This is a genomic window from Streptomyces sp. NBC_00322 (assembly GCF_036147535.1).
GTDB lineage: Bacteria > Actinomycetota > Actinomycetes > Streptomycetales > Streptomycetaceae > Streptomyces.
In genome coordinates this window covers 6519759-6543742 of the sequence record NZ_CP108019.1, presented here as the reverse complement: position 1 = coordinate 6543742, position 23984 = coordinate 6519759, and the positions used below count along the sequence as shown (strand labels likewise).

The 23984-nt window shown below is 69.0% G+C and carries 22 protein-coding genes; 8 read left to right on the top strand and 14 right to left on the bottom strand.

Annotated features, from left to right (window positions below; translation table 11 throughout):
- Positions 1 to 31: 31 nt before the first annotated feature.
- Complete coding sequence (gene ctaE, locus OG905_RS29830; RefSeq protein ID WP_328678693.1) at positions 32 to 652, bottom strand: aa3-type cytochrome oxidase subunit III; 621 nt, start codon at positions 650 to 652, stop codon at positions 32 to 34.
- A gap of 178 nt (positions 653 to 830) precedes the next feature.
- On the opposite strand from ctaE, the gene OG905_RS29825 reads away from it, so the two are divergent.
- On the top strand, positions 831 to 1232 hold the full coding sequence (locus tag OG905_RS29825) for a hypothetical protein (protein WP_328678692.1): 402 nt from the start codon (positions 831 to 833) through the stop codon (positions 1230 to 1232).
- A 16-nt stretch (positions 1233 to 1248) separates the two neighbouring features.
- On the opposite strand, the gene OG905_RS29820 is transcribed toward OG905_RS29825, so the two are convergent.
- The 4 genes from OG905_RS29820 to ctaC form a co-directional block, all read right to left on the bottom strand.
- On the bottom strand, positions 1249 to 2499 hold the full coding sequence (locus OG905_RS29820; protein WP_328678691.1) for a L,D-transpeptidase: 1251 nt from the start codon (positions 2497 to 2499) through the stop codon (positions 1249 to 1251).
- A gap of 121 nt (positions 2500 to 2620) precedes the next feature.
- A complete protein-coding gene (locus tag OG905_RS29815) occupies positions 2621 to 3019 on the bottom strand; it encodes a cytochrome c oxidase subunit 4 (RefSeq protein ID WP_328678690.1) in 399 nt (132 codons plus the stop codon).
- The gene (ctaD, locus tag OG905_RS29810; protein WP_328678689.1) at positions 3016 to 4755 is read right to left on the bottom strand and encodes an aa3-type cytochrome oxidase subunit I; all 1740 of its coding nucleotides are present in this window, start codon (positions 4753 to 4755) and stop codon (positions 3016 to 3018) included. The genes OG905_RS29815 and ctaD overlap by 4 nt, the downstream gene beginning before the upstream one ends.
- On the bottom strand, positions 4752 to 5708 hold the full coding sequence (ctaC, locus tag OG905_RS29805) for an aa3-type cytochrome oxidase subunit II (RefSeq protein ID WP_328678688.1): 957 nt from the start codon (positions 5706 to 5708) through the stop codon (positions 4752 to 4754). Before ctaC ends, ctaD begins: the two co-directional genes overlap by 4 nt.
- 249 nt (positions 5709 to 5957) lie before the next feature.
- On the opposite strand from ctaC, the gene OG905_RS29800 reads away from it, so the two are divergent.
- Positions 5958 to 7340 (top strand): cysteine desulfurase/sulfurtransferase TusA family protein, encoded by a 1383-nt coding sequence (locus tag OG905_RS29800; RefSeq protein WP_328678687.1) that lies wholly within the window; start codon positions 5958 to 5960, stop codon positions 7338 to 7340.
- A 126-nt stretch (positions 7341 to 7466) separates the two neighbouring features.
- On the opposite strand, the gene OG905_RS29795 is transcribed toward OG905_RS29800, so the two are convergent.
- The gene (locus OG905_RS29795) at positions 7467 to 8441 is read right to left on the bottom strand and encodes a carbohydrate kinase family protein (RefSeq protein WP_328678686.1); all 975 of its coding nucleotides are present in this window, start codon (positions 8439 to 8441) and stop codon (positions 7467 to 7469) included.
- Positions 8442 to 8571: 130 nt separating this feature from the next.
- Between OG905_RS29795 and OG905_RS29790 the strand changes: the two genes are divergently transcribed.
- Both OG905_RS29790 and OG905_RS29785 read left to right on the top strand, forming a co-directional pair.
- Entirely contained in the window at positions 8572 to 8778 is a 207-nt protein-coding gene (locus OG905_RS29790) for a hypothetical protein (protein WP_266477263.1), read from the top strand.
- Between the two features lie 117 nt (positions 8779 to 8895).
- Positions 8896 to 10374, top strand: coding sequence for a hypothetical protein (locus OG905_RS29785; RefSeq protein ID WP_328678685.1), 1479 nt, complete (start codon positions 8896 to 8898; stop codon positions 10372 to 10374).
- A gap of 84 nt (positions 10375 to 10458) precedes the next feature.
- Here the strand turns inward: OG905_RS29785 and OG905_RS29780 are convergent, their stop codons facing one another.
- Positions 10459 to 10815 carry a HesB/IscA family protein gene (locus tag OG905_RS29780; protein WP_107018256.1) on the bottom strand — a complete coding sequence of 119 codons (357 nt, stop codon included), beginning with the start codon at positions 10813 to 10815 and terminating at the stop codon, positions 10459 to 10461.
- Between the two features lie 276 nt (positions 10816 to 11091).
- On the opposite strand from OG905_RS29780, the gene nadA reads away from it, so the two are divergent.
- A complete protein-coding gene (nadA, locus tag OG905_RS29775) occupies positions 11092 to 12282 on the top strand; it encodes a quinolinate synthase NadA (RefSeq protein ID WP_328678671.1) in 1191 nt (396 codons plus the stop codon).
- A 268-nt stretch (positions 12283 to 12550) separates the two neighbouring features.
- Here the strand turns inward: nadA and OG905_RS29770 are convergent, their stop codons facing one another.
- The 6 genes from OG905_RS29770 to OG905_RS29745 all read right to left on the bottom strand — a co-directional run bounded on the left by OG905_RS29770 (position 12551) and on the right by OG905_RS29745 (position 19746).
- Complete coding sequence (locus tag OG905_RS29770) at positions 12551 to 13228, bottom strand: alpha/beta fold hydrolase (RefSeq protein ID WP_328678669.1); 678 nt, start codon at positions 13226 to 13228, stop codon at positions 12551 to 12553.
- A gap of 93 nt (positions 13229 to 13321) precedes the next feature.
- Positions 13322 to 16453, bottom strand: coding sequence for an efflux RND transporter permease subunit (locus tag OG905_RS29765; protein ID WP_328678668.1), 3132 nt, complete (start codon positions 16451 to 16453; stop codon positions 13322 to 13324).
- Between the two features lie 158 nt (positions 16454 to 16611).
- The gene (locus OG905_RS29760; protein WP_328678666.1) at positions 16612 to 17298 is read right to left on the bottom strand and encodes a response regulator transcription factor; all 687 of its coding nucleotides are present in this window, start codon (positions 17296 to 17298) and stop codon (positions 16612 to 16614) included.
- Positions 17295 to 18515: a sensor histidine kinase gene (locus tag OG905_RS29755; protein ID WP_328678665.1), complete on the bottom strand. Its 1221-nt coding sequence runs from the start codon at positions 18513 to 18515 to the stop codon at positions 17295 to 17297. The genes OG905_RS29760 and OG905_RS29755 overlap by 4 nt, the downstream gene beginning before the upstream one ends.
- Before the next feature lie 148 nt (positions 18516 to 18663).
- Positions 18664 to 18942, bottom strand: coding sequence for a PspA-associated protein PspAA (gene pspAA, locus OG905_RS29750; protein ID WP_328678664.1), 279 nt, complete (start codon positions 18940 to 18942; stop codon positions 18664 to 18666).
- A 9-nt stretch (positions 18943 to 18951) separates the two neighbouring features.
- Positions 18952 to 19746 (bottom strand): PspA/IM30 family protein, encoded by a 795-nt coding sequence (locus OG905_RS29745; protein ID WP_266477245.1) that lies wholly within the window; start codon positions 19744 to 19746, stop codon positions 18952 to 18954.
- A 349-nt stretch (positions 19747 to 20095) separates the two neighbouring features.
- Here OG905_RS29745 and OG905_RS29740 point away from each other — a divergent pair, with 349 nt between their 5' ends.
- The 3 genes from OG905_RS29740 (at position 20096) to OG905_RS29730 (ending at position 23539) form a co-directional block, all read left to right on the top strand.
- Positions 20096 to 20692 (top strand): DUF3043 domain-containing protein, encoded by a 597-nt coding sequence (locus OG905_RS29740; protein ID WP_328678663.1) that lies wholly within the window; start codon positions 20096 to 20098, stop codon positions 20690 to 20692.
- A gap of 68 nt (positions 20693 to 20760) precedes the next feature.
- A complete protein-coding gene (locus tag OG905_RS29735; protein ID WP_328678662.1) occupies positions 20761 to 21486 on the top strand; it encodes a class I SAM-dependent methyltransferase in 726 nt (241 codons plus the stop codon).
- Between the two features lie 283 nt (positions 21487 to 21769).
- On the top strand, positions 21770 to 23539 hold the full coding sequence (locus OG905_RS29730) for an ABC transporter ATP-binding protein (protein ID WP_328678661.1): 1770 nt from the start codon (positions 21770 to 21772) through the stop codon (positions 23537 to 23539).
- A gap of 177 nt (positions 23540 to 23716) precedes the next feature.
- On the opposite strand, the gene OG905_RS29725 is transcribed toward OG905_RS29730, so the two are convergent.
- Positions 23717 to 23926: a hypothetical protein gene (locus OG905_RS29725; RefSeq protein WP_328678660.1), complete on the bottom strand. Its 210-nt coding sequence runs from the start codon at positions 23924 to 23926 to the stop codon at positions 23717 to 23719.
- Positions 23927 to 23984 lie beyond the last annotated feature (58 nt).

Sequence of the window (23984 nt, the reverse complement as noted above, 5' to 3'; positions counted from 1 at the left end):
TGTCTGCTTCAGGCAGCGAGTGCCCGCGCCGTTACTTGATCATGTAGATCGTGGCGAAGAGGCCGATCCAGACGACATCGACGAAGTGCCAGTAGTAGGACACGACGATGGCGGCGGTTGCCTGCTCGTGAGTGAATCTCCTGGCCGCGTACGTCCTGCCGAGGACCAGCAGGAAGGCGATCAGGCCGCCCGTCACGTGCAGGCCGTGGAAGCCGGTGGTCAGGTAGAACACCGAGCCGTACGGGTCCGAGGACAGCGAGAGGCCGTCCTTCTTGACCAGCTCGGTGTACTCGAAGACCTGACCGCCGATGAAGATCGCACCCATCACGAAGGTGAGCGCGAACCAGGCGCGGAGCTTCTTCACATCGCCCCGCTCCGCGGCGAATACGCCGAGCTGGCAGGTGAGGGAGGAGAGCACCAGGACCGTGGTGTTCGTCGCCGAGAACGGGAAGTTGAGGGCCGAAGCCATTTCCTTCCAGTGCTCTGCGCCCGTCACCGATCGCAGGGTGAAGTACATCGCGAAGAGGGCCGCGAAGAACATCAGCTCGGAACTCAGCCAGATGATGGTTCCGACGCTGGTGAGGTTCGGCCGATTGACCGACGGGTGCGCGTGCCCGGTTTCTACTGTCGTTGCTGTCGCCACGACCGACATTATGTCGGTCGCTTATCCCGCCCTCACTCCGGGGGGTGCCGTTCGGTGTGTCAGTGGGCTCTGTCCAGCCCGAACGGCCCATCGAAGCCATGTCCGAACAGCTGTTGACAGCCAGTTGATCGGAGTAGCATCCGCGCATCGGTTCCTGATGCAGTGCCGCCGTCGATTCGGAGGAACAATGCAGTCGAGCGCCACGGTCCTGGTCTACAGCGACGACGCCAACACGCGCGAGCAAGTGCGCCTGGCGGCTGGACGCAGGCCTGCGGCCGATGTTCCCCCGGTGGAGTTCGTCGAGTGCGCGACCCTTCCCGCCGTACTGAAGCGGCTGGACGAGGGCGGTATCGACGTCTGCGTCCTGGACGGAGAGACGGTTCCTGCGGGCGGCATGGGTGTCTGCAGGCAGATCAAGGACGAGATCTTCAACTGCCCGCCCGTGCTGCTGCTGATCGGCCGCCCGCAGGACGCCTGGCTGGCCACCTGGAGCCGCGCTGAGGCCGCGGTGACCCTTCCGGTCGACCCGGTGGAGTTCGCGGACACACTGGCCGCTCTGCTGCGCGGCCGACTCGCCGTGGAGGCGTGAGCAGCGCCCGCGCCGGTCAGACCTCAGGACGCAGCCGTGCCGCGTCGGCGGCGCTGCTGCCGTCCGGGGTGCCGGCCACCAGGGCACTGCCCTTGAGCCACTTCTCCCAGTCAAGGTTCCAGTCGCCGAAGCCGTTGCCGAACGGGTCCATCTCGTCACCGGCGCTGTTGACGACCTTGACGATGTCGCCCTCCTTGACGGTCTCGAAGAACCACGCGGCGTTGCCGGTGGACATCCCGGTGCAGCCGTGGCTGACGTTCTCGTAGCCCTGTGAGCCGACGGACCAGGGCGCGGCGTGCACGTACTCACCGCTCCAGGTGACCTGTGTCGCGTAGTAGACGGGCAGGTCGTAGGAGTCGGCACTGCCCTCCGCTATGCCGATGCTGGTACCGCGCATGCGTACGAAGTACTGCTTGGCGAGCACCACCTTGATTCCGTTACGGGTGGAGAAGCCGGGCTTGCCGGTGGTCACCGGAATGGTCTTGATCACTTCTCCGTTGCGCTCGACCGTCATCTGGTGCGATCCGGCGTCGGTGATGGCCTCGATGCGGTCCCCGATAGTGATCTTCAACGCCTTCGAGGCGCCGCCGTAGAGCTTGGCGGAGACCTTGACGCCCTGGAGGTTGCTGACGGCGTTCACGGTCGCGCCGCTGGGCCAGTACTCCTTGGGGCGGAAGTGCAGCTTCTTGTCGTCCACCCAGTACCAGGCACCCTCCACGGCGGGGCTGGACTGGACCTTCAGGGCGCGTTCGACGACGGCTCTGGCCGCCTTGTCCTTCACGGGGAGGCTGAGCTCGGCGGTGATGGGCTGGCCGACCCCGTACGTGCCCGCCTTGGGGCCGAACGTGACCGTCAGGAACTTGGAGGCGGGTGCGGTCTCGAAGGTCAGCGTACGGACGCCTGGGGCGCCGTTCGCGTCCTCCGTGGCCACCCTCACGGTGTACTTGGCGCCGGCCGACAGGGAGCCGGTGGAACGCCATCGGGTGCCGTCGGCGTCGAGTTCGCCCGCGAGGAAGTGGCCGGAGTCATCTATGACGGTCACGTCGGTGATGCGGCCGCCGTCACCCTCGGCGGTGACTTCCAGCGGCTTGTCCGGGTCCACCTTCTCGTTCCCGGAGGGCGTGTTGAAGGAGACCTGCTCGGAGGCGTCGAAGGGCTTGGCGGCGAGCGGGTTGTCCGAGCCGACGCACGCGGTCGCGCCCGCCCCGAGGGAGACGACCAGCAGAGTGCAGCTGAGGACGGTGCGGATGTGCGGCGTGTGGTTCATAAGCACACGTTATGAAGATCACTCGGCAACGGCGCGCCGAGTGACTGCAAATGGAGGGGGCCCGGGTCCCCCTCAGGAGTGAGGGGGACCCGGGCCCGTCCCGTGCGTTGCTGACGCAGTGCTACTGGTTCTGGTTCTCACCGCGGTAGTACTCGAACACCCAGCCGAAGAGGCCGACCAGGATCAGCGGCGCCGAGAAGTACAGGATCCACCAGCCCATCGCGACGGCGAGGAACGCGAGCGCACCACCGACGGCCAGCGAGAGCGGCTGCCAGCTGTGCGGGGAGAAGAACCCCACCTCGCCGGCCTCGTCCGCCACGTCGGCGTCCTTGTTGTCCTGCGCCATGGCGTCCACTCGCCGGGCCGTGAAGGCCAGGTAGTAGCCGATCATGATGCTCAGGCCGAAGGCCAGGAAGAGCGCGGTGGTACCGGCCGGCTCCTGCGACCACACGCCATAGACGGTCGCCATGACGAGGATGAAGAAGCTCAGCCAGAGGAACATCTTGCCCTGGATCCTCACTTGCCTGCCTCCTTACCGCCGGTGATGGCCGTGCTGCCGGCGCCGTGGTTCTCGAGTTGGTCGAGCGCCGCGATCTCCGGGTGGTGCAGGTCGAACGCCGGGGATTCGCTGCGGATCCGCGGCAGGGTGAGGAAGTTGTGCCGCGGCGGCGGGCAGGACGTCGCCCATTCGAGCGAACGGCCGTAGCCCCACGGGTCGTCGACCTCGACCTTCTTGCCGTACTTGGCGGTCTTCCAGACGTTGTAGAAGAACGGCAGGACCGACATGCCGAGCAGGAACGAGCTGATCGTCGAGATCGTGTTCAGCGTGGTGAAGCCGTCGGCGGCCAGGTAGTCGGCGTATCGACGCGGCATGCCCTCGGCACCCAGCCAGTGCTGCACCAGGAACGTGCCGTGGAAGCCGATGAACAGCGTCCAGAAGGTCATCTTGCCGAGCCGCTCGTCCAGCATCTTGCCCGTGAACTTCGGCCACCAGAAGTGGAAACCGGCGAACATCGCGAAGACCACGGTGCCGAAGACGACGTAGTGGAAGTGCGCGACGACGAAGTACGAGTCGGAGACGTGGAAGTCCATCGGGGGCGAGGCCAGGATGACGCCGGTCAGTCCACCGAAGGTGAAGGTGACCAGGAAGCCGATCGTCCAGAGCATCGGTGTCTCGAAGGACAGTGAGCCCTTCCACATGGTGCCGATCCAGTTGAAGAACTTCACACCGGTCGGTACCGCGATCAGGAAGGTCATGAAGGAGAAGAACGGCAACAGCACGCCGCCTGTGACGTACATGTGGTGAGCCCACACCGTCACGGACAGACCGGCGATCGCGATGGTCGCGCCGATCAGGCCGATGTAACCGAACATCGGCTTGCGGCTGAAGACCGGGATGATCTCCGAGACGATGCCGAAGAAGGGCAAGGCGATGATGTACACCTCTGGATGGCCGAAGAACCAGAAGAGGTGTTGCCACAGCAACGCGCCGCCGTTGGACGCGTCGAAGACATGCGCACCGAACTTGCGGTCCGCCTCCAGCGCGAAGAGCGCGGCGGCCAGCACCGGGAAGGCGAGCAGGACCAGCACACCGGTCAGCAGCACGTTCCAGACGAAGATCGGCATCCGGAACATCGTCATGCCGGGAGCACGCATGCAGATGATCGTGGTGATGAAGTTGACCGAACCGAGGATCGTGCCGAAGCCGGAGAAGGCCAGACCCATGATCCACATGTCGGCGCCGACACCCGGCGAGCGGACCGCGTCCGACAGCGGGGAGTAGGCGAACCAACCGAAGTCGGCCGCACCCTGCGGGGTGAGGAAGCCGGCCACCGCGATGATCGAGCCGAAGAGGTACAGCCAGTACGCGAACATGTTCAGCCGCGGGAACGCCACGTCGGGCGCGCCGATCTGCAGCGGCATGATCCAGTTCGCGAATCCGGCGAACAGCGGCGTCGCGAACATCAGCAGCATGATCGTGCCGTGCATCGTGAACGCCTGGTTGAACTGCTCGTTCGACATGATCTGCGTGCCGGGACGGGCCAGCTCGGCGCGCATGAAGAGCGCCATGAGTCCGCCGATGCAGAAGAACGCGAACGACGTGACCAGGTACATCGTGCCGATGGTCTTGTGGTCAGTGGTGGTCATCCACTTCACGACCACATTGCCCGGCTGCTTGCGCCGTACCGGCAGCTCGTTCTCGTACGAGTCGTCAGCTGCTGCGGCGGCACCCTGAGGTTCGTTGAGGATGCTCACAGTTGGTTCTTCTCCGCATTCCTGGCCGGGTCCGTCTGCTCAATGCCCGACGGGATGTAGCCGGTCTGCCCCTTCTCCGCCAGCTCCTTCAGGTGCTGCTGGTAGCGCTCCGGGGAGACGACCTTGACGTTGAAGAGCATCCGGGAGTGATCGACACCGCAGAGCTCCGCGCACTTGCCCCTGAAGGTGCCCTCACGGGTGGGGATCACCTCGAAGACGTTGGTGTGCCCCGGGATGACGTCCTGCTTGAACAGGAAGGGCAGCACCCAGAAGGAGTGGATGACATCGCGAGAGCTCAGGATGAACCGGACCTTCTCGCCCTTGGGCAGCCACAGGGTCGGGCCCGGGTTGCCGGTCTGCGGGTTCCGGGTGCCCGGGACACCGGCGTCGTAGACGCCGCCCGCGTTCGCCGGGAAGTCCGCGCGGTACTTGTCCGGAATGGCGCCCAGGTTCTTGTCGGCCTTGGCGTCACCCGTGGAGCCTGCCACGTTCTCGATGTAGTTGAAGCCCCAGCTCCACTGGTAGCCGACCACATTGACCGTGTGGGCGGGCTTGGAGAGGGCCAGGAGCTTCGTCTCGTCACGCGCGGTGAAGTAGAAGAGCACCGAAACGATGATGAGCGGAACAACCGTGTACAGGGCCTCGATGGGCATGTTGTACCGGGTCTGCGGAGGTACCTCCACCTTGGTGCGGCTGCGCCGGTGGAAGATGACACTCCAGATGATCAGCCCCCACACCAGGATGCCCGTGACGAGCGCTGCCGCCCACGAGCCCTGCCAGAGGGAGAGGATCCGGGGCGCCTCCTCCGTTACCGGGGTGGGCATTCCCAGGCGGGGGAAGTCCTTGTATGTGCAACCAGAGGCGGTCGCCAGGACCACGCCCGCGGTCAGCACCTGGAGCAGCTTCCGCCGCATCGGGCGCCGCGACGAGCGGTCGGAGCCGTTGGGACTCACGTAGCGCCTTCCCGAGAGTCTCGGCCCGCGCGGCATGCCGCGGCCGTCTCGCTGGTCGGTCGCCGGCCCTGACGCGGGCAGGGGTTTGGATGTTTATGCGGACCAAACCCTACTGGACGCTATTTGGGGTCGTGCGGGGAGGGTGCCCAACGCGCCGTCCGACACCCCGAAGGGGTGGAATGCCCCTGGAATCCCTGCCTCCGGCAGGCTTCTGACGCCCCCTTCGCGTACTGGAGTTAGCGTGGCGATGTGCCTTACTTCGATGTCGCTTCTTCCGCCCCGCTGCACCCGGTCGCCCGGCAGGCTCTGCAGGCCTCCCTCGACGAGGGCTGGGCCGACCCGGCCCGGCTCTATCGCGAGGGGCGGCGCGCCAGGCTGCTGTTGGACGCGGCGCGGGAGGCGGCGGCGGAGGCGGTGGGCTGCCGCCCGGACGAGCTCGTGTTCACTCCTTCGGGGACGCGCGCGGTTCACCTCGGAATTTCCGGCGCGCTCGCCGCGCGTCGGCGTGTCGGGCGTCACCTGGTCGTTTCAGCGGTGGAGCACTCCTCGGTGCTCCATTCGGCGGGAGCGTACGAGGGGGCGGAGGGCGGGACGGTGACCGAGGTCCCGGTGGACCGGGCGGGCGCGGTGTCCCCAGCCGCGTTCGGCGCGGCCCTGCGCGAGGACACCGCGCTGGCCTGTCTGCAGTCCGCGAACCACGAGGTCGGCACGGAGCAGCCGGTCACCGAGGTCGCCGAAGCCTGCCGGGCGGCCGGGGTGCCGCTGCTGGTGGACGCGGCGCAGTCACTCGCGTGGGGACCGGTGGCCGGGGACTGGTCGCTGCTCACGGGCAGTGCGCACAAATGGGGCGGCCCGGCGGGGGTGGGACTGCTCGCGGTACGCAAGGGTGTCCGGTTCGCCCCCCAAGGTCCCGCCGACGAGCGGGAGTCGGGGCGGTCGGCGGGCTTCGAGAACATCCCGGGGATCGTGGCGGCGGCGGCCTCGCTGCGGGCGGTGCGGGCGGAGGCGGCGGACGAGGCGGTACGGCTGAGGGCCCTGGTGGACCGGATCCGCGCGCGCGTGCCGGAGCTGGTCCCGGATGTGGAGGTGGTGGGCGATCCGGTGCGGCGGCTCCCCCATCTCGTCACGTTCTCCTGTCTCTATGTCGACGGAGAGACTCTGCTGCACGAGCTGGACCGGGCCGGGTTCTCCGTCTCCTCGGGCTCCTCCTGTACGAGCAGCACGCTCACGCCGAGCCATGTGCTGAGGGCGATGGGGGTGCTCTCGGAGGGCAATGTCCGTGTATCGCTCCCCCTCGGGACGCCGGAGGCGGACGTCGACCGCTTCCTGGAGGTCCTGCCGGGGGTGGTCGCGGAGGTACGTGAACGTCTCGGCGCGCCCGTCTCGCCCACTGCGACCGCGGGGACGGCGTCCCTGGTGGTGGACGCGCTCGGGAAGCGGTGCCCGATCCCGGTGATCGAACTGGCGAAGGTGATCGGGGACGTGCCGGTGGGGGGCACGGTGACGGTGCTCTCGGACGACGAGGCGGCGCGGCTGGACATTCCGGCGTGGTGCGAGATGCGGGGCCAGGAGTATGTGGGGGAAGAGGGGGCGGAGCGAGGCGTGGCGTATGTGGTGCGGCGGGTGGTGTGAGGGCTCCGCCGTGTGGGGGCAAGCCCCCAGACCCCGTATGCGGCCTTCGGCCGCATGTCCTCACACTCGCCCCGGACGAAGTCTGGGGCGAGTGTGAGGAGCGGGGTCCGGGGCGAGCCCCGAGGGCTACTTCAGGTGGGTCCGGACCTCGGCCGCCGCGTCGTGGCCGTACGCCTTCGTGAAGCGGTCCATGAAGTGCGCCCGACGCAGCGTGTACTCCTGCGTGCCCAGCGTCTCGATCACCAGCGTCGCCAGCATGCAGCCCACCTGCGCCGCGCGCTGGTGGCCCACGCCCCAGGACAGGCCCGACAGGAAGCCCGCGCGGAACGCGTCGCCGACGCCGGTCGGGTCGACCTTGGCGTCCTCCTCGGGGCAGCCGACCTCGATCGGCTCCTCGCCCTCCTGCTCGATGCGGACGCCGTTCGAGCCGAGCGTGGTGACCCGGGTCCCGACCTTGCCCAGGATCTCGGCGTCGGTCCAGCCCGTCTTGGACTCGATGAGCCCCTTCTCGTACTCGTTGGAGAAGAGGTAGGTGGCGCCGTCCAGGAGCGTGCGGATGTCGTCGCCGCTCATGCGCGCGATCTGCTGGGAGAAGTCCGCGGCGAACGGGATGGAGCGGGTCCGGCACTCCTCGGTGTGGCGGAGCATCGCCTCGGGGTCGTCCGCGCCGATCAGGACGAGGTCGAGGCCGCCGACCCGGTCCGCGACGGACTTCAGCTCGATCTGGCGGGCCTCGCTCATGGCGCCGGTGTAGAAGGAGCCGATCTGGTTGTGGTCGGCGTCCGTGGTGCACACGAAGCGCGCGGTGTGCAGGACTTCGGAGATCCGGACGGACGAGGTGTCCACGCCATGGCGGTCGAGCCAGGCGCGGTACTCGTCGAAGTCGGATCCGGCCGCGCCGACGAGGATCGGCCCGCTGCCGAGCTGGCCCATGCCGAAGCAGATGTTGGCGCCGACACCGCCCCTGCGGACATCGAGGTTGTCGACCAGGAAGGAGAGGGAGACCGTGTGCAGCTGGTCCGCGACCAGCTGGTCGGCGAAGCGGCCGGGGAAAGTCATGAGGTGGTCAGTGGCGATGGAGCCGGTGACTGCGATTCGCACGGCGAGGACGCTCCTGTGGCGGGGTGGCGTTGACAGTTAACGCTACCGGGTTTGGGCGCCCGCACTGAAGTGCGGAAACTACCCGATAGTAGGCCTTTTGTCATGGACCCCCGATGCATACGGTGCGGATATGACGAAGCCCATCGCCCGGCGCGAGCCGCGAGAGTCCGAGATCAGTCTGGCCCAGCTGCGCGGAGATTGCGCGCGAATGGCACCCCACTGGGTGGTTCCCGCGGCCGCCGTTCCCGCTCCCGTGCCCCCGTCGCACATCCATGGTGTCGTGGTACCGGCGTCTTCGGCCAGGTTGCTCGACGCCATGTCCGAATACGGCGACTGAGCCAGGGCGTACAACCCAGGGCGCACAACTGAGCGCGCACAAGGGAACCGTGCGCTCCCCCGCTCCGTCCCATCCGTGACCCCGTGCGACGGGGTCACGGAGACAAGGAGCGATGCGGTGAGCAGTACGGAAGACACGCACGACAGCCCCCGCCGCCGGCGTTCCCCGTTCGCCGTCGCCTCGGTGGCGGCGGCGGTGCTGGTCGCGGGCGGGGGTACGTACTTCGCGACCGCGGGCTTCGGGGGCGGCCACGACAGCGCCGACGCCAAGAGCGGCGCGCCGGGCCACGACGGCAATCCGCCCCCGCTCGCTGTCGAGGGCCGTACGGAGGGCGGGGACCGGGGCGGCATCGCGCCCGGTGAGCCCGACCCCTCGGGCGGCGGCGTGGTCTACAAGGCCGAGGGCAAGCTGCCAGCCGGACCGGCCGAGGCCGCTGTCCATCGCACGAAGGGCGCCGTGACCGCGGCCGAGGTGACCCGGCTGGCGAAGGCGCTCGGACTGCCGGGCACACCCCGGCTGGTCGGCCAGGCCTGGAAGATCGGGGCGGACAAGGACGGCGCGGGCCCGCTGCTCCAGGTCAACAAGCAGGCGCCGGGCACCTGGACCTTCGCCCGGTTCCTGGCGTCACCGGGCGGCGACAACTGCCTGAAGGGCAAGGAGTGCCCTGTGCGCGGCGAGACCTCGCCGACGGGCGCGAGCCCGGTGAGTGAGGAGGCCGCGAAGAAGGCCGCGTCGCCCGTGCTGAAGGCGCTCGGTCAGAGCGACGCCGATCTGGACGCACGCCAACTGATGGGCGCGGCGCGCGTGGTGAACGCCGACCCGCTGGTCGACGGGCTGCCGACATACGGCTGGACGACCGGGATCCAGGTCGGCGCGGACGGTCAAGTGGTGGGCGGCAGTGGGCAGTTGAAGACGCCCGTGAAGAGCGACGAGTACCCGGTGATCTCGGCCCAGGAGGCGCTGAAGCAGCTGAACAAGGACTCCCCGGGCAGCGGCACGATCGGGATCGGCGGCTGCGCCACGCCGGTACCACTGGAGGGCGAGCAGAAGCCCGAGGCTCCGTGCATGCCCAAGAGCAGGGTGAAGGGTCCGGAGCAACTGACGGTCACCAAGGCCGTCTTCGGTCTGGCCGCGCAGTACGTGGACGGGCAGCAGGCGCTCGTACCGTCGTGGCTGTTCGAGGTGAAGCCGAAGGGCGGCGCCCAGCCGTTCACGGTCACGCAGCTCGCGGTGGACCCGAAGTATCTGAAGGAGACCACTCCGCCGCAGCAGGACATCAGGCCGACCGAGCCGCCGCAGACTGCCCCGGCGCCGTCCGACCGGCGCATCGAGTCCTACACCGTGAGCGGGCGGACTCTGGCCCTGACCTTCTGGGGCGGTGTGTGCAGCGACTACGCGGCGAAGGCGAGCGAGAGCGGCACCTCGGTGACGGTCCGGATCGTCGAGACGAATCCCGACCCCGACCGGGTCTGCATCGCCATCGCCAAGGAGATCACCGAGAAGGTGGCGCTGAACAAGCCGCTGGGCGACCGGAAGGTCGTGGACGCGGCGACGGGTGAGGCCATCCCGGCGAGGCCGTCCGTCCCCGCGAAATAGCACGCGGGCACACGAAAAAGAGCATACGAAGGCGGCGGCCCCGCATGGGGGCCGCCGCCTTTCGTACGTGCGAGGTACGAAGCCTTAGCTGAAGGAGTCGCCGCAAGCGCAGGACCCGGTGGCGTTCGGGTTGTCGATCGTGAAGCCCTGCTTCTCGATCGTGTCCACGAAGTCGATGGACGCGCCGCCCAGGTACGGGGCACTCATCCGGTCGGTGACGACCTTCACGCCGCCGAAGTCCTTGACGACATCGCCGTCGAGCGAGCGCTCGTCGAAGAACAGCTGGTAGCGCAGGCCCGAGCAGCCGCCGGGCTGAACGGCCACGCGCAGCGCCAGGTCGTCCCGGCCTTCCTGCTCCAGCAGGCCCTTGACCTTGGCCGCGGCGGCGTCGGACAGGAGGATGCCGTCGCTCACGGTGGTGGTCTCGTCCGATACGGACATCTGCTTCTCTCCCGGGTTGTACGGAGACTGCTTGCCGACGGTTGCAACCGGCGGGGCCCCGGATTCATTCCGGGCGAGCCCTAGTCTTTCCCCTTCATGCTCGCACACCGGCCAAGCGAGGGGCAGCGGCCTGTGGACGGCGGGGTGCACCGCGGGTGTACGGGAGGGAGCAGGGGGGTGCGTCACATCGACGCTATGGACATCGTCAAAGTGACGTGAAGCAGTTATGATAGATAGCGTCAAATAGACGAGAAGTGCCTCTGCAGAAGAGAAAGGGTGCGTGACGTGACCACCGCCCAAGCCCGCCCTGAGCTCGACGTCCAGCCGACGCCGCTCGCCCTGCTGCTGCTCGGCCGCGAGGCCGACCCCAGGAGTGAGCGCGGCGTGGAGTGCCCCGGCGACCTGCCGTCCCCGTCCGACCCGGACCTGGTGGAGCGCGCCCGCGCGGCCAAGGAGAAGCTCGGCGACAAGGTCTTCGTCCTCGGCCACCACTACCAGCGCGACGAGGTCATCCAGTTCGCCGACGTCACCGGCGACTCCTTCAAGCTGGCCAAGGACGCCGCGGCCCGGCCGGAGGCCGAGTACATCGTGTTCTGCGGTGTGCACTTCATGGCCGAGTCCGCGGACATTCTGACCTCCGACGACCAGAAGGTCGTGCTGCCCGACCTGGCCGCCGGCTGCTCGATGGCCGACATGGCGACGGCCGAGCAGGTCGCCGAGTGCTGGGACGTGCTGTCCGAGGCCGGTGTAGCCGAGCAGGTCGTGCCCGTCTCGTACATGAACTCCTCGGCGGACATCAAGGCCTTCACCGGCAAGCACGGCGGCACGATCTGTACGTCGTCGAACGCGAAGCGTGCGCTGGACTGGGCCTTCGAGCAGGGCGAGAAGGTGCTCTTCCTCCCCGACCAGCACCTGGGGCGCAACACCGCGGTGCGCGAGATGGGCATGTCGCTCGACGACTGCGTCCTGTACAACCCGCACAAGCCGAACGGCGGGCTGAGTGTCGAGCAGCTGCGGGACGCCAAGATGATCCTGTGGCGCGGGCACTGCTCGGTGCACGGCCGCTTCTCGCTGGACTCGGTCAACGACGTGCGCGAGCGGATCCCGGGCGTGAACGTCCTCGTCCACCCCGAGTGCAAGCACGAGGTCGTGGCCGCCGCGGACTACGTCGGCTCGACGGAGTACATCATCAAGACGCTGGAGGCAGCCCCGGCCGGTTCCAAGTGGGCGATCGGCACCGAGCTCAACCTGGTCCGCCGGGTCGCGAACGCGCACCCCGACAAGGAGATCGTCTTCCTCGACAAGACGGTCTGCTTCTGCTCGACGATGAACCGCATCGACCTGCCGCACCTGGTGTGGGCGCTGGAGTCGCTGGCCGAGGGCAACCTGGTCAACCGGATCCAGGTCGACAAGGAGACGGAGAGCTTCGCGAAGCTCGCGCTGGAGCGGATGCTGGCGCTGCCGTAACGCTTGCGCCGTGCGTGTGAGGGGGCGCCCCGGCCGATCGCGGCCGGGGCGCCCCCCTTTGCAGGCCCTAGGGAGTGTCTTCAAAGTAGCGTCGTCCGCCCGGAGGGCGGGCCTGACGGCGTCTGGTGCGTGCGATCGCAAGGCGGAGGAAAGAGCCCACGCGGAGCGTCGGCGACTGACGACAACGCAGCGAGCGTGCGTGCCAGGCCTCGCCAGGTGGGGGTACCTCCCAGGCGAAGCTCTGGGGGAGGGACTTTGAAGACACGACCTAGCGGCAGATCAGGTCGGCCAGTTCCGCCGGGCGGCTCAGCGCGAGGAGGTGTCCGCCGGGCATCTCCTCGACGGCGATGCCCAGTCGTTCCCCGGCGATGCGGCGCTGGAAGTCGAGCGGGAAGAAGCGGTCCTCGCGCCCCTGGATACACCGGGTGGGGACGTCCGGCCAGGTGCCGAGCGGCCAGGGCTGGGTGAACACGGCCACCGTCGGTCCGGCCTCGCCCTGGGTCATGGCCTCCACGGTAACCTCCTGCGGAACGTCGTGGAAGAAATCCGTCAGCACGTCGAAGGCCGCGTTCGGGTTCCGGCCCTCCTGCACCGCGAAGGCCGCACGGGCCTTGGCCTGACCGGTGTTCGCCCACCAGTCCCCCGCACTCTCGCCGGGGGCCGGCACCATGGGGTTAACCAGGATCAGCCCGTCGACGGGGACGCGCTCGCAGACGAGCGGGGCGATGAATCCGGCCAACGACTGCGCGACGAGGACGAGTTCGCCGCCCGTGGGCGCGCCGATCGCCCGTACGACAGCGTCGGTGTACTCGGCGAGACCCGCGGACTCGTCCTGGGGCAGGTCCACGGTCACCACGTCATGGCCACGTGCGCCCAGCTCGGGCACGACCAAGTGCCAGTACCAGGCGCGGCCGTCCGCGCCGGGGATCAGTACGTACCTCGTCATGCGGCTCTCCTTACCCCGAAATGACCGAAAAGCACCACACCCGGCGGCGTCCCCCGCAAGGGACCGCCGCCGGGTGCGGTGCTTCGCGCCTGGTTACACGCCTGCCGGAGCCGGTTCCTCCGCCTTCTCGGAGTGCGGCTCACTCGCCGCGCCCGACCGGGCTGCCCGCTTCGCCGCCTTCTTCTTCGCGCGGCGTTCCTTGCGCAGCTCCACCATCGCGTACAGCGTCGGCACCAGCAGCAGCGTCAGCAGCGTCGAGGTGATCAGACCGCCGATCACCACCACCGCCAGCGGCTTGGCGATGAAGCCGCCCTCGCCGGTGACGCCGAGCGCCATCGGGAGCAGCGCGCAGATCGTCGCCAGTGCCGTCATCAGGATCGGGCGGAGCCGGTGGCGGCCGCCCTCGACGACCGCTTTCACCACGCCCAGGCCCTGGGCCCGGTACTGGTTGATCAGGTCGATGAGCACGATCGCGTTGGTGACCACGATGCCGATGAGCATCAGCATGCCGATCATCGCCGGGACGCCCATCGGCGTACCCGTCACGATCAGCAGACCGAGCGCGCCGGTCGCCGCGAACGGGATGGACACCAGCAGGATCAGCGGCTGGACCAGGCTCCGGAACGTCGCCACCAGCAGCATGAAGACGATGGCGATCGCCGCCAGCATCGCCAGGCCCAGCGAGGCGAAGGCGTCGTCCTGGTCGGAGGAGACGCCGCCGATCGAAGCGGTCGCGCCCTCCGGGAGGTCCAGCGACTTCAGCTTGCTCTGGAGCGAGGCGGAGACCGCGCCCGTGTTGTCGCCGGTCGGCTTCGCCGTGATCGTCGCGGCCCGCGAGCCGTCGATCCGGGTCATCGATACCGGGCCGGGGACCAGCTTCACATCGGCGATCTCACCGAGCTTCACCGTGCCGAGCGAGAGGTCGCGCAGCTCGGCCAGCGTCTTGGCCGGCTTGGCGGAGGTGATGACGACATCGCGCTCGGTGTCGTCGAGGATCGCCTTGCCCGAGGGGGTGCCGCGCACCGCCTGGCCGACGGCCAGACCCAGCGTGGTCTCGTTGAAGCCCGCGTCCGCGGCCTTCGCGTTCGCCCGGACGGAGATCCGCGGGATGCTCTGCGCCAGGTCGCTCTGTACGTCGGTGACGTCGTCGAGCTTCGCGACCTCGGCCCGTACCGCTTCCGAGGCCTTTTTCAGGGTGTCCGCGTCGGACGCCTTGACCACGACGCTCAGGTCCTGGTTGCCGAAGCCGTCGCCCGCCGCGATCGTCGTGTCGCCGATGCCCTTGAGCTTGCCGAGCTCCTCGTCGATGCGGTCGCGGGTCTTCTCGTACGACCCCGCGTCCTTCAGCGTGAGCTGGTAGGAGGCCTGGTTGGCGCCCGTACCGCCGCCGAAGGCCGCCATGAAGCCGGAGGAGCCGACGGTGACCTGGTAGTCCTTGATCTCGTCGATGCCGTCGAGGACCTTCTCGACCTTCCTGGCGGAGGCGTCGGCCGCCTCCAGGCTGGTGCCGGGGGCCAGTTCCTGCTTGACGGACATGACCTCCTGCTCGCCCTGGTCGAAGAAGTTGGTCTTGAGCAGGGGCGCCATGCCGAAGGTGCCGACGAGGACGAGCAGCGCCAGGGCGACGCTCGTGAGGCGGCGACGGGTCGCGAAGCGCAACACCGGGACGTACAGCCGCTGGAGCGGGCTGCGCGCCTCCTTCTCCTCCGCCTTGCGCCGGGCCTCCTCCGGGTCGATGCCGCGTACGGCCTTCGGCGCGCGCAGGAACCAGTACGAGAGCACCGGCACGACGGTCAGCGAGACCAGCAGCGAGGCGAGCAGGGCCGCGGTGATGGTCAGCGAGAACGAGCCGAACAGCTCGCCGACCATGCCGCCCACCAGGCCGATCGGCAGGAACACCGCGACGGTCGTCAGCGTGGACGCGGTGACCGCACCGGCCACCTCCTTGACCGCGGTAATGATCGCGCTCTGCCGCTCCTCGCCGTAGCCGAGGTGCCGCTTGATGTTCTCCAGGACCACGATCGAGTCGTCGACGACCCGGCCGATCGCGATGGTCAGCGCGCCCAGCGTGAGCATGTTGAGCGACAGGTCGCGGGTCCACAGCACGATCAGCGCGAGGACCACCGAGAGCGGGATGGAGACCGCGGTGACCAGGGTGGAGCGGAGCGAGGCCAGGAAGACCAGGATCACGATGACCGCGAAGAGCAGGCCGAGCGCGCCCTCGGTGGTCAGACCGGAGATCGACTTGGAGACGGCCGGGCCCTGGTCGGAGACGACGGTCAGCTCGGCGCCGGACCCCAGATCCTTGCGGAGCTTGGGCAGCTTGTCCTTGACGGCGTCGGAGATGGCGACGGCGCTGCCGTCGTTGTCCATGGTGGCGAGGACGGCGAGGCTCTGCTTGCCGTTCGTACGGGTGATGGAGACCCGCTCGGACTCTTCCTGCTTGACGGTGGCGATATCAGCCAGGCGTACCGGCCTGCCCTTGACCGGGCTCACGCGCAGGTCCTCGATCTGCTTCAGCGTGGTGAAGCCGCCGCCGACCTGGACGGTGCGGCTTTTGCCGTCCTCGGAGAAGGAACCGGCGGGCAGGGTGGCGCCGCCCGCCTTGAGTGCCTCGCCGAGGGCCAGGGTGTTCAGGCCCGCGGCCGCGAGCTTCTTCTCGTCGGGGGTGACGGAGACCTGGAGGTCCTGGACGCCGTCGACCGAGACCTGTCCGACGCCGTCGATGTCCTCGATGGCCGGGACGACGGTGCGCTCCAGCTGGTCGGCGAGCGCCTGCTGGTCCTTCGACGAGGTGACGGCGAGGACGACGGTCGGGATGTCGTCCGTCGAACCGGCGACGACCTGCGGGTCGACGTCCTCGGGCAGCTGGGTGCGGGCCCGGTTCACGGCCTGCTGGACATCGGCGACGAGCTGCTTGGTGCCGTCCCCATACTCGAAGCTGGCCATGATCACGGCGTTGCCCTCGCTCGCCGTGGAGGTGATCCCCTTGATGCCGTCGACGGCCTTGATGGTCGATTCGAGCGGTTCGACGACCTGCTTCTCGACCACATCGGGGGACGCGCCCTGGTAGGGGGCGAGCACCGACACCATCGGGAGCTCGATGGAAGGCAGCAGCTGCTGCTTGAGCTGCGGGATGGCGATCGCTCCGAAGACGATCGCGACGATCGACATCAGACCGACAAGGGCGCGTTGCGACAGGCTGAATCTGGACAGCCAGGACATGGGGTCTCTCTTCTGTGGCTTGCGCGGCAGGAAGGACTCGAAGGGGGCACAGTCAGCGGCCCACTTATACGATCAGGCATTCGAAGAGGCCCGACCGTCGCTCCCAGGTCCCGTTCCTTATGCCGCGCATACCGCAGCTGGAGTAGGCGGACCGCGGCTCACTCCACCCTTGGACGTACCAGGCCCGATTCGTACGCGACAACCACCAATTGGGCGCGGTCGCGGGCGCCCAGTTTCGCCATCGCCCGGTTCACATGTGTCTTGACCGTCAGCGGGCTGACCGCGAGACGCTCGGCGATCTCGTCGTTGGAGTGGCCGCCGCCGACCAGGACGAGGACCTCGCGCTCGCGGCCGGTGAGCCCGGCAAGGCGCTCGGAGTACGCCTGGGTCTCCTGCCCGTCGTCCGACGTGCCGCCCTGCGCGAGGAACTTGGCGATCAGGCCCTTGGTGGCGACCGGCGAGAGCAGCGCCTCGCCCGCGGCGGCGATCCGGATGGCGTTGAGCAGTTCCTCCGGTTCCGCGCCCTTGCCGAGGAAGCCCGAGGCCCCGGCCCGCAGCGACTGCACGACGTACTCGTCGACCTCGAAGGTGGTGAGCATGACGACGTGTACGTGAGCCAGCTCCGGGTCCGCGCTGATCATGCGGGTGGCGGCGAGCCCGTCCGTACCGGGCATCCGGATGTCCATCAGGACCACATCGGCCTTGGCGGAGCGGGCCAGGGCGAGAGCCTCGGCGCCGTCCGCGGCCTCGGCGACGACCTCCATGTCGGGTTCGGAGTCGACCAGGACCCGGAACGCGCTGCGCAGCAGTGTCTGGTCGTCGGCGAGCAGCACCCTGATCGTCATCTGTCCTCCCCCGTACGGGTCTTGAGGGGAAGTATCGCCTGTACACGGAAGCCGCCGCCGTAACGGGGGCCTGCGGTCAGCGCCCCGCCGAGTGCCGTGACCCGCTCGCGCATCCCGAGCAGACCGTGGCCGCCGCCGTCCGTCTGCCCGTCGGGCTCCACGCCGTTGTCGAGGACGGTGACCTCCAGCGTCGGGCCGACCCTGATCACGCTGACCTCGGCCTTGGCGTCCGTGCCCGCGTGCTTCTGCACATTGGTCAGCGCCTCCTGGATGATCCGGTACGCCGCGAGGTCGACGGCGGCCGGAAGCCGGACGCCGTCGTCGGCGCGAGCCACCTCGACCGGCAGTCCGGCCTGCTGGAAAGTGAGGACCAGTTCGTCGAGGACCTCCAGGCCGGGGGCCGGTTCGGTGGGGGCCTCGGGATCGCCGGACTGCCGCAGCAGTCCGACCGTGGCACGTAGTTCGTTGAGCGCGGAGCGGCTGGCCTCCCGCACATGGGCGAGGGCCTCCTTGGCCTGGTCGGGGCGTTTGTCCATGACATGCGCCGCGACTCCGGCCTGCACATTGACCAGGGCGATGTGGTGCGCGACCACATCGTGCAGATCGCGGGCGATCCGCAGCCGCTCCTCGGCGACCCGTCGCCGGGCCTCCTCCTCGCGGGTGCGCTCGGCGCGCTCGGCCCGTTCCCTTATCGCGTCGACGAAGGCGCGGCGGCTGCGCACGGCATCGCCGGCGGCCGCCGCCATCCCGGTCCAGGCGAAGATGCCGAGGTTCTCCTGCGTGTACCAGGGGGTCGAGCCGAAGAACATCGCCGCGCCGGTCAGCACGGTCATGGTCAGCAGGCCGACCCGCCAGGTGGTGGGCCGGTCGGTGCGCGAGGCGACCGTATAGAGCGCGATCACCGCGCTCATCGCGACCGGGGCCGCCGGATCCCCCACGACGAGCTCGAAGACGGACACCACTCCGGTGAAGAGGAGGACGGGCATCGGGTTGCGGCGGCGGAAGACGAGCGCCCCGGCCACCAGGACCATCAGCACCACACTGCGCAGCTCGGGGGTGCGGCTGCCGAACTCCGGGCCGTGCCGCCCGTTCGGGTCGGCGAAGGACCCGGCGACCATGCAGATCAGCACGACCGCTGCCAGCGCGCCGTCCAGCGCCAGCGGATGCGCGCGGAGCCAGAGCTGGGTGCGGGCGAACCCGGTGGCGAGTGAGGTCACATCCAGCAACGGTACGGCGTGCCGCGGCAGCCGCGTACACCCGCGAGCACAGCAGAAAACAGCAGAATGCCCCGCTCCGGATCAACCGGGGCGGGGCACGCCGTCTGTTGGAGTGAGGAGGTCGCCGGGGGTCGTCGGCCGGGGCTCGTCAGCCCGGAATGAGGCCGTCGTCGCCGAGCAGTTCCCGTACGTCTTCGAGCGTCGCGTCCGGAGCGGGAAGGATCAGCTCGGACGGCTCCAGGGAGTCGTCCGGCAGCGGCTCGCCGAGCTCCCGGACCTTCTCCAGGAGCGCGTGCAGAGTGCGGCGGAAGCCGAGGTCGTCGCCGCTCTCCATCTCGGCCAGCAGCTCGTCGTCGAGCTTGTTCAGTTCGGCGAGGTGGCTCTGAGCCACCTCCAGCTGACCCTCCCCCATGATCCGTACGATCATGACGAGTCCCTACTGCTTGTCGAACTTCGGGCGGTTCTGCTGCGAAGCGGCGTCCTGCGTGCCGTTGCCGCCTTCGATCGCCTGCTGCGAGGAGCTCGGGCCGCCCGCCAGCTCGGCCTTCATCCGCTGCAGCTCCAGCTCTACATCAGTACCACCGGAGATGCGGTCCAGCTCGGCGGCGATGTCGTCCTTCGCCATCCCGGACTGGTCGTCCAGGGCGCCGGAGGCGAGCAGCTCGTCGATCGCGCCCGCCCTGGCCTGCAGCTGCGCGGTCTTGTCCTCGGCCCGCTGGATCGCCAGGCCGACGTCACCCATCTCCTCGGAGATACCGGAGAAGGCCTCGCCGATCCGGGTCTGTGCCTGGGCCGCTGTGTAGGTGGCCTTGATGGTCTCCTTCTTCGTACGGAAGGCGTCGACCTTGGCCTGCAGCCGCTGGGCCGCGAGAGTGAGCTTCTCCTCCTCGCCCTGCAGCGTCTGGTGCTGCGTCTCCAGGTCGGTGACCTGCTGCTGGAGCGAGGCACGGCGGGACAGCGCCTCGCGCGCCAGGTCCTCACGGCCGAGCGCCAGCGCCTTGCGGCCCTGGTCCTCCAGCTTGGTCGACTGTCCCTGCAGCTGGTTCAGCTGCAATTCCAGCCGCTTGCGGGAGGTCGCCACATCGGCGACTCCGCGGCGCACCTTCTGCAGCAGTTCCAGCTGCTTCTGGTACGAGTAATCGAGGGTCTCGCGCGGATCCTCGGCCCGGTCAAGGGCCTTGTTTGCCTTCGCGCGGAAGATCATCCCCATACGCTTCATGACACCGCTCATGGGCTTCGCGCGCCCCCTTCTGACGGACTCAGCTTCAGCACTCCAACAGAACCCACAGTACGGGCCCTGCATCCATTACCGCACTGTTCGGGAGCGGATGCGCTCCTCCCCAAGGACGACTGCTCACGGGGCCGATCCGGCCCAAGGAGTAGGTGACCGTCAGGGAAACCACGGGCGACGTCCGCTCTGTCCGGCTTGTGGCCGGCTTCTGTCCTGTACTGACGCTCGGTGTTGCGGGATCGTTCCCCACCGGCGTTGGGTCCATGCGCCGACCCGTCTCCCACCACCGCCCTTCCAAAGAGGGACCTGCGGTCCCGCACCTCCTCCTTACCCCGTACCCTTGGGCTTTGTGTTTGGTAGCCGTTCCAAGGAAGAGAAGTCCCCCACCGACAAGGTGCCGCTGGACCTCTCCAAGCAGCCCCGCGACCCCGAGGCCCCCAAGGGCCGCCCCACGCCCAAGCGCAGTGAGGCCCAGACCCAGCGCCGCCGTGCCTCCAGCGCGCCGGCCGACCGCAAGGAGGCCACGAAGCGCCAGCGGGAAGCCCGCCGCGCGGACCTTGCCCGACAGCGCGAGGCCATGGCCAGCGGCGACGAACGGTATCTGCCGGCCCGTGACAAGGGACCGGTCCGCCGGTTCGTGCGGGACTTCGTCGACTCCCGCTTCTGCATCGCCGAGTTCTTCCTGCCGCTCGCGGTGGTGATCCTGGTCCTGAGCATGGTCCGGGTCGGCTCGCTGCAGAACATCGCACTGCTGCTGTGGCTCGGCGTGATCGTGCTGATCATCGTCGACTCCATCGGCCTGGCGTTCCGTATGAAGAGGCAGCTGAACGAGCGCTTCCCGAACGAGTCCAAGCGCGGCGCGGTCGCCTACGGCCTGATGCGTACCCTCCAGATGCGCCGACTGCGCCTGCCGAAGCCGCAGGTCAAGCGCGGAGAGCGGCCCTGAGCCCGGAAGTCTCCGGATTCGGGGGCGCTTCGGCCGAATGGCTGGCCGGGCTTGGCGGACTGCGCAACATGGTCCGCCAGGAGCTCGTCGCCCGTCAGCTCGACGAGCAGATAGCCGCCCGCTACCCGGTCGGGCAGCGGCTGCGGATCCTTGACGTCGGCATGGGCCAGGGCACCCAGGCGCTGCGCCTGGCACGGGCCGGTCACACCGTGACGGGCCTGGAGTCCGACGCCGAGATGCTCAAGGCGGCCCATCAGTCGCTGGCCGGCGAGCCGGCCGGGATCCGCGAGCGGGTCCGGCTGATCGAGGGCGACGGCCGCGACACCGGGGTGCACTTCCTGCCCGGCAGCTTCGACGTGGTGCTCTGCCACGGGGTGCTGATGTATGTCCAGGAGCCGGACGCGATGCTCGCGGGGCTGGCCAGGATGCTCGCGCCGGGGGGCCTGCTCTCCCTGCTGGTGCGCAACGGCGACGCGCTCGCCATGCGGCCCGGCCTCGCCGGGGACTGGCCGGGGGCACTGACCGCCTTCGACTCGGGCACGTACACCAACCGGCTCGGGCTGTCGGTGCGGGCGGACCGGCTGGAGGCGCTGACGGCGACCCTGGCGGGGATCGCGGCGCCGCTGCACGCCTGGTACGGCGTCCGGGTCTTCACTGACAACGTGCCGAACGACGCCGAGCTGCCCGCCGCGACGGAGCTGGAACGGCTGCTGGCCGCGGAGGACCGGGCGGGGCGCACGGAGCCCTACCGTCGGGTGGCGGCGCTCCTGCATCTGTGCGGAGTACGGGGCTGAGGACGCGGCTGCGGCTGCGCCGCTGCGCGGGGGAGTGTCCGCAAAGTATCGCCGTCCGCCCGAAGGGCGGGGCCCGCGGCGTCCGGTGCGTGCGATCGCAAGGCGCCGGTGCGCCCTCGTAGCGGAGCTACTTGGGCGTATCGGCAACGCAGCGAGCGTGCGTGCAGGGCGTCGCGGGCCAGGCGAGACTTTGCGGACACGACCTAGGCCGCATCCGGCCGAGTTCATGGCTGAATTCGGCTTCGGCACAGGTGTGTTGGGGTTTTTCAGCGTCCTCACTTGAGTGACCACCGCAGAAGCCACAGAGAAGCCGCCCGTCAGACTCCCGGCCCGGGAGACCTGGCGGGCGCTGTACGCACATTTCCGGCCGCACCGCTGGGTCGTCGCGCTCGGCGCGTCCCTGGCCCTGGTGGGCACGGTGACCGCACTCGCCCAGCCGCTCGCCGCCAAGTCCCTGGTCGACAAGCTCGGCCAGGACGAGTCGATCACCGGCGTCCTGCTGCTGCTCACCGCTCTGGTGGTGCTCGGCACGGCCATCGAGGCGGTGGGCACGTACATCCTGGAGCGCACCGCCGAGTCCGTGGTCCTTGCCGCACGCCGCTCGCTGATCGGGCGGCTGCTGCGGCTGAAGCTGCCCGAGGTGGAGCGCACCCAGCCCGGCGATCTGATGTCCCGCGTCACCTCCGACACGACGCTGCTGCGCGCGGTGACCACCCAGTCGATCGTCTCGGCGGCGACCGGCTCACTGGCCTTCCTCGCCACGATCGTGATGATGGGGCTGATGGACGTGGTCCTGCTCGGCGTCACGCTCGGCGTGATCGTGCTGATCGGCGGCTGTGTCGGGCTGCTGATGCCGAAGATCGCGCAGGCCACGAAGCGTTCACAGGAGGCGGTCGGCGAGATATCCACCGTGCTGGAGCGGGCCTTCGGGGCCTTCCGTACGGTCAAGGCCTCGGGCGCCGAGGAGCGCGAGACGGAGGTCGTGTCCAAGGCGGCACGGGAGGCGTGGCGGCACGGCGTACGGTCCGCGAAGTGGCAGTCGGCGGCCTGGTCGTCGGTGGGCCTGGCAGTGCAGGTGTCGTTCCTGGCGGTACTGGGGATCGGCGGGGCGCGGGTCGCCTCGGGCGCGATCTCCGTCTCGACGCTGGTGGCCTTCCTGCTGTTTCTCTTCTATCTGATCGACCCGGTGTCGAAGCTGGTGGAGGCGGCCTCGCAGTACCAGGTGGGCTCGGCGGCGATCGCGCGGATCGTGGAGGCGGAGCGGCTGGAGACGGAGACGCTGACACCGCCTGTGGGCGTCCCCGGCACGGGGCCCGCGTCGGTCGTCTTCAAGGACGTCACCTTCCGCTACCGGGACGATCTTCCCTATGTCCATCAGGGCGTCTCCTTCGAGGTGCCCGGCGCGGGGATGACGGCGTTCGTCGGCCCGTCGGGCGCGGGCAAGACGACGGTCTTCGGGCTGATCGAGCGCTTCTACGAGGCGGGTGGCGGGCGGATCCTCGTGGACGGCAAGGACATACGGGACTGGCCGCTGGCCGATCTGCGGGCCTCGATCGGCTACGTCGAGCAGGACGCTCCGGTGCTGTCGGGGACGCTGCGCGAGAACCTGGTCTTCGCGGCGCCCGACGCGAGCGAGGAGCAGATCCGGGACGTTCTCGTACGGGCCAGGCTCGATGCTCTGGTTGACCGGCTGCCGGACGGTCTCGAGACGGTGGTCGGGCACCGCGGTTCGAAGCTCTCGGGCGGCGAGCGCCAGCGAGTGGCGATCGCGCGGGCGCTGCTGCGTCGGCCGCGGCTGCTGCTTCTGGACGAGGCGACCTCGCAGCTGGACGCGGTCAACGAGATGGCGCTGCGGGATGTGGTCGCCGAGGTGTCGCGCGAGGTGACCGTGCTGGTGGTGGCCCACCGGCTGTCGACGGTGACGCTGGCGGACCGGATCGTGGTGATGGACGCGGGGAAGGTGCGGGCGGTGGGGACGCACGGCGAGCTGGTGGCATCGGATCCGCTGTACGGGGAGCTGGCGGCGACGCAGTTCCTGGCGACGGCGCGCTGATCGGGGGGCGGGTGGTGAGGCGAGGGCGGGTGGGGCGCCTGCGGCGGGCCTGTTCCCCTACCCGCCCCTTCCCGTAACCGGGGCGCTGCCCCCGGACCCCCGCGCCTCAAACGCCGGCGGGGCTGGATGTGCGGCGTGGCCGCACATTCAGCCCGTCCGGCGTTTGAGGACACGCCCCTACCCCTCGTTCGCGTGGAGAGACATCGGGCCGTAGATCTTCGTGCCGTCCTCCGACAGCACCACCTGGTCCGCCCCGCCCTCCAGCAAGTCCTTCCAGAACTCGCCGATCCAGGACTCCGCGTCACCCTGCGTCGTGAACTCCTCCGGCTGCATCGCCGGCTGGACCTCCGTTCCGTCGGACTTCTCGAAACGCCACGTCCATGCCATGTCCGCCTCCCACTCCCAGGGGCCACCAGCTGATCACTGCTGCCCGCAGCGTAGCCGG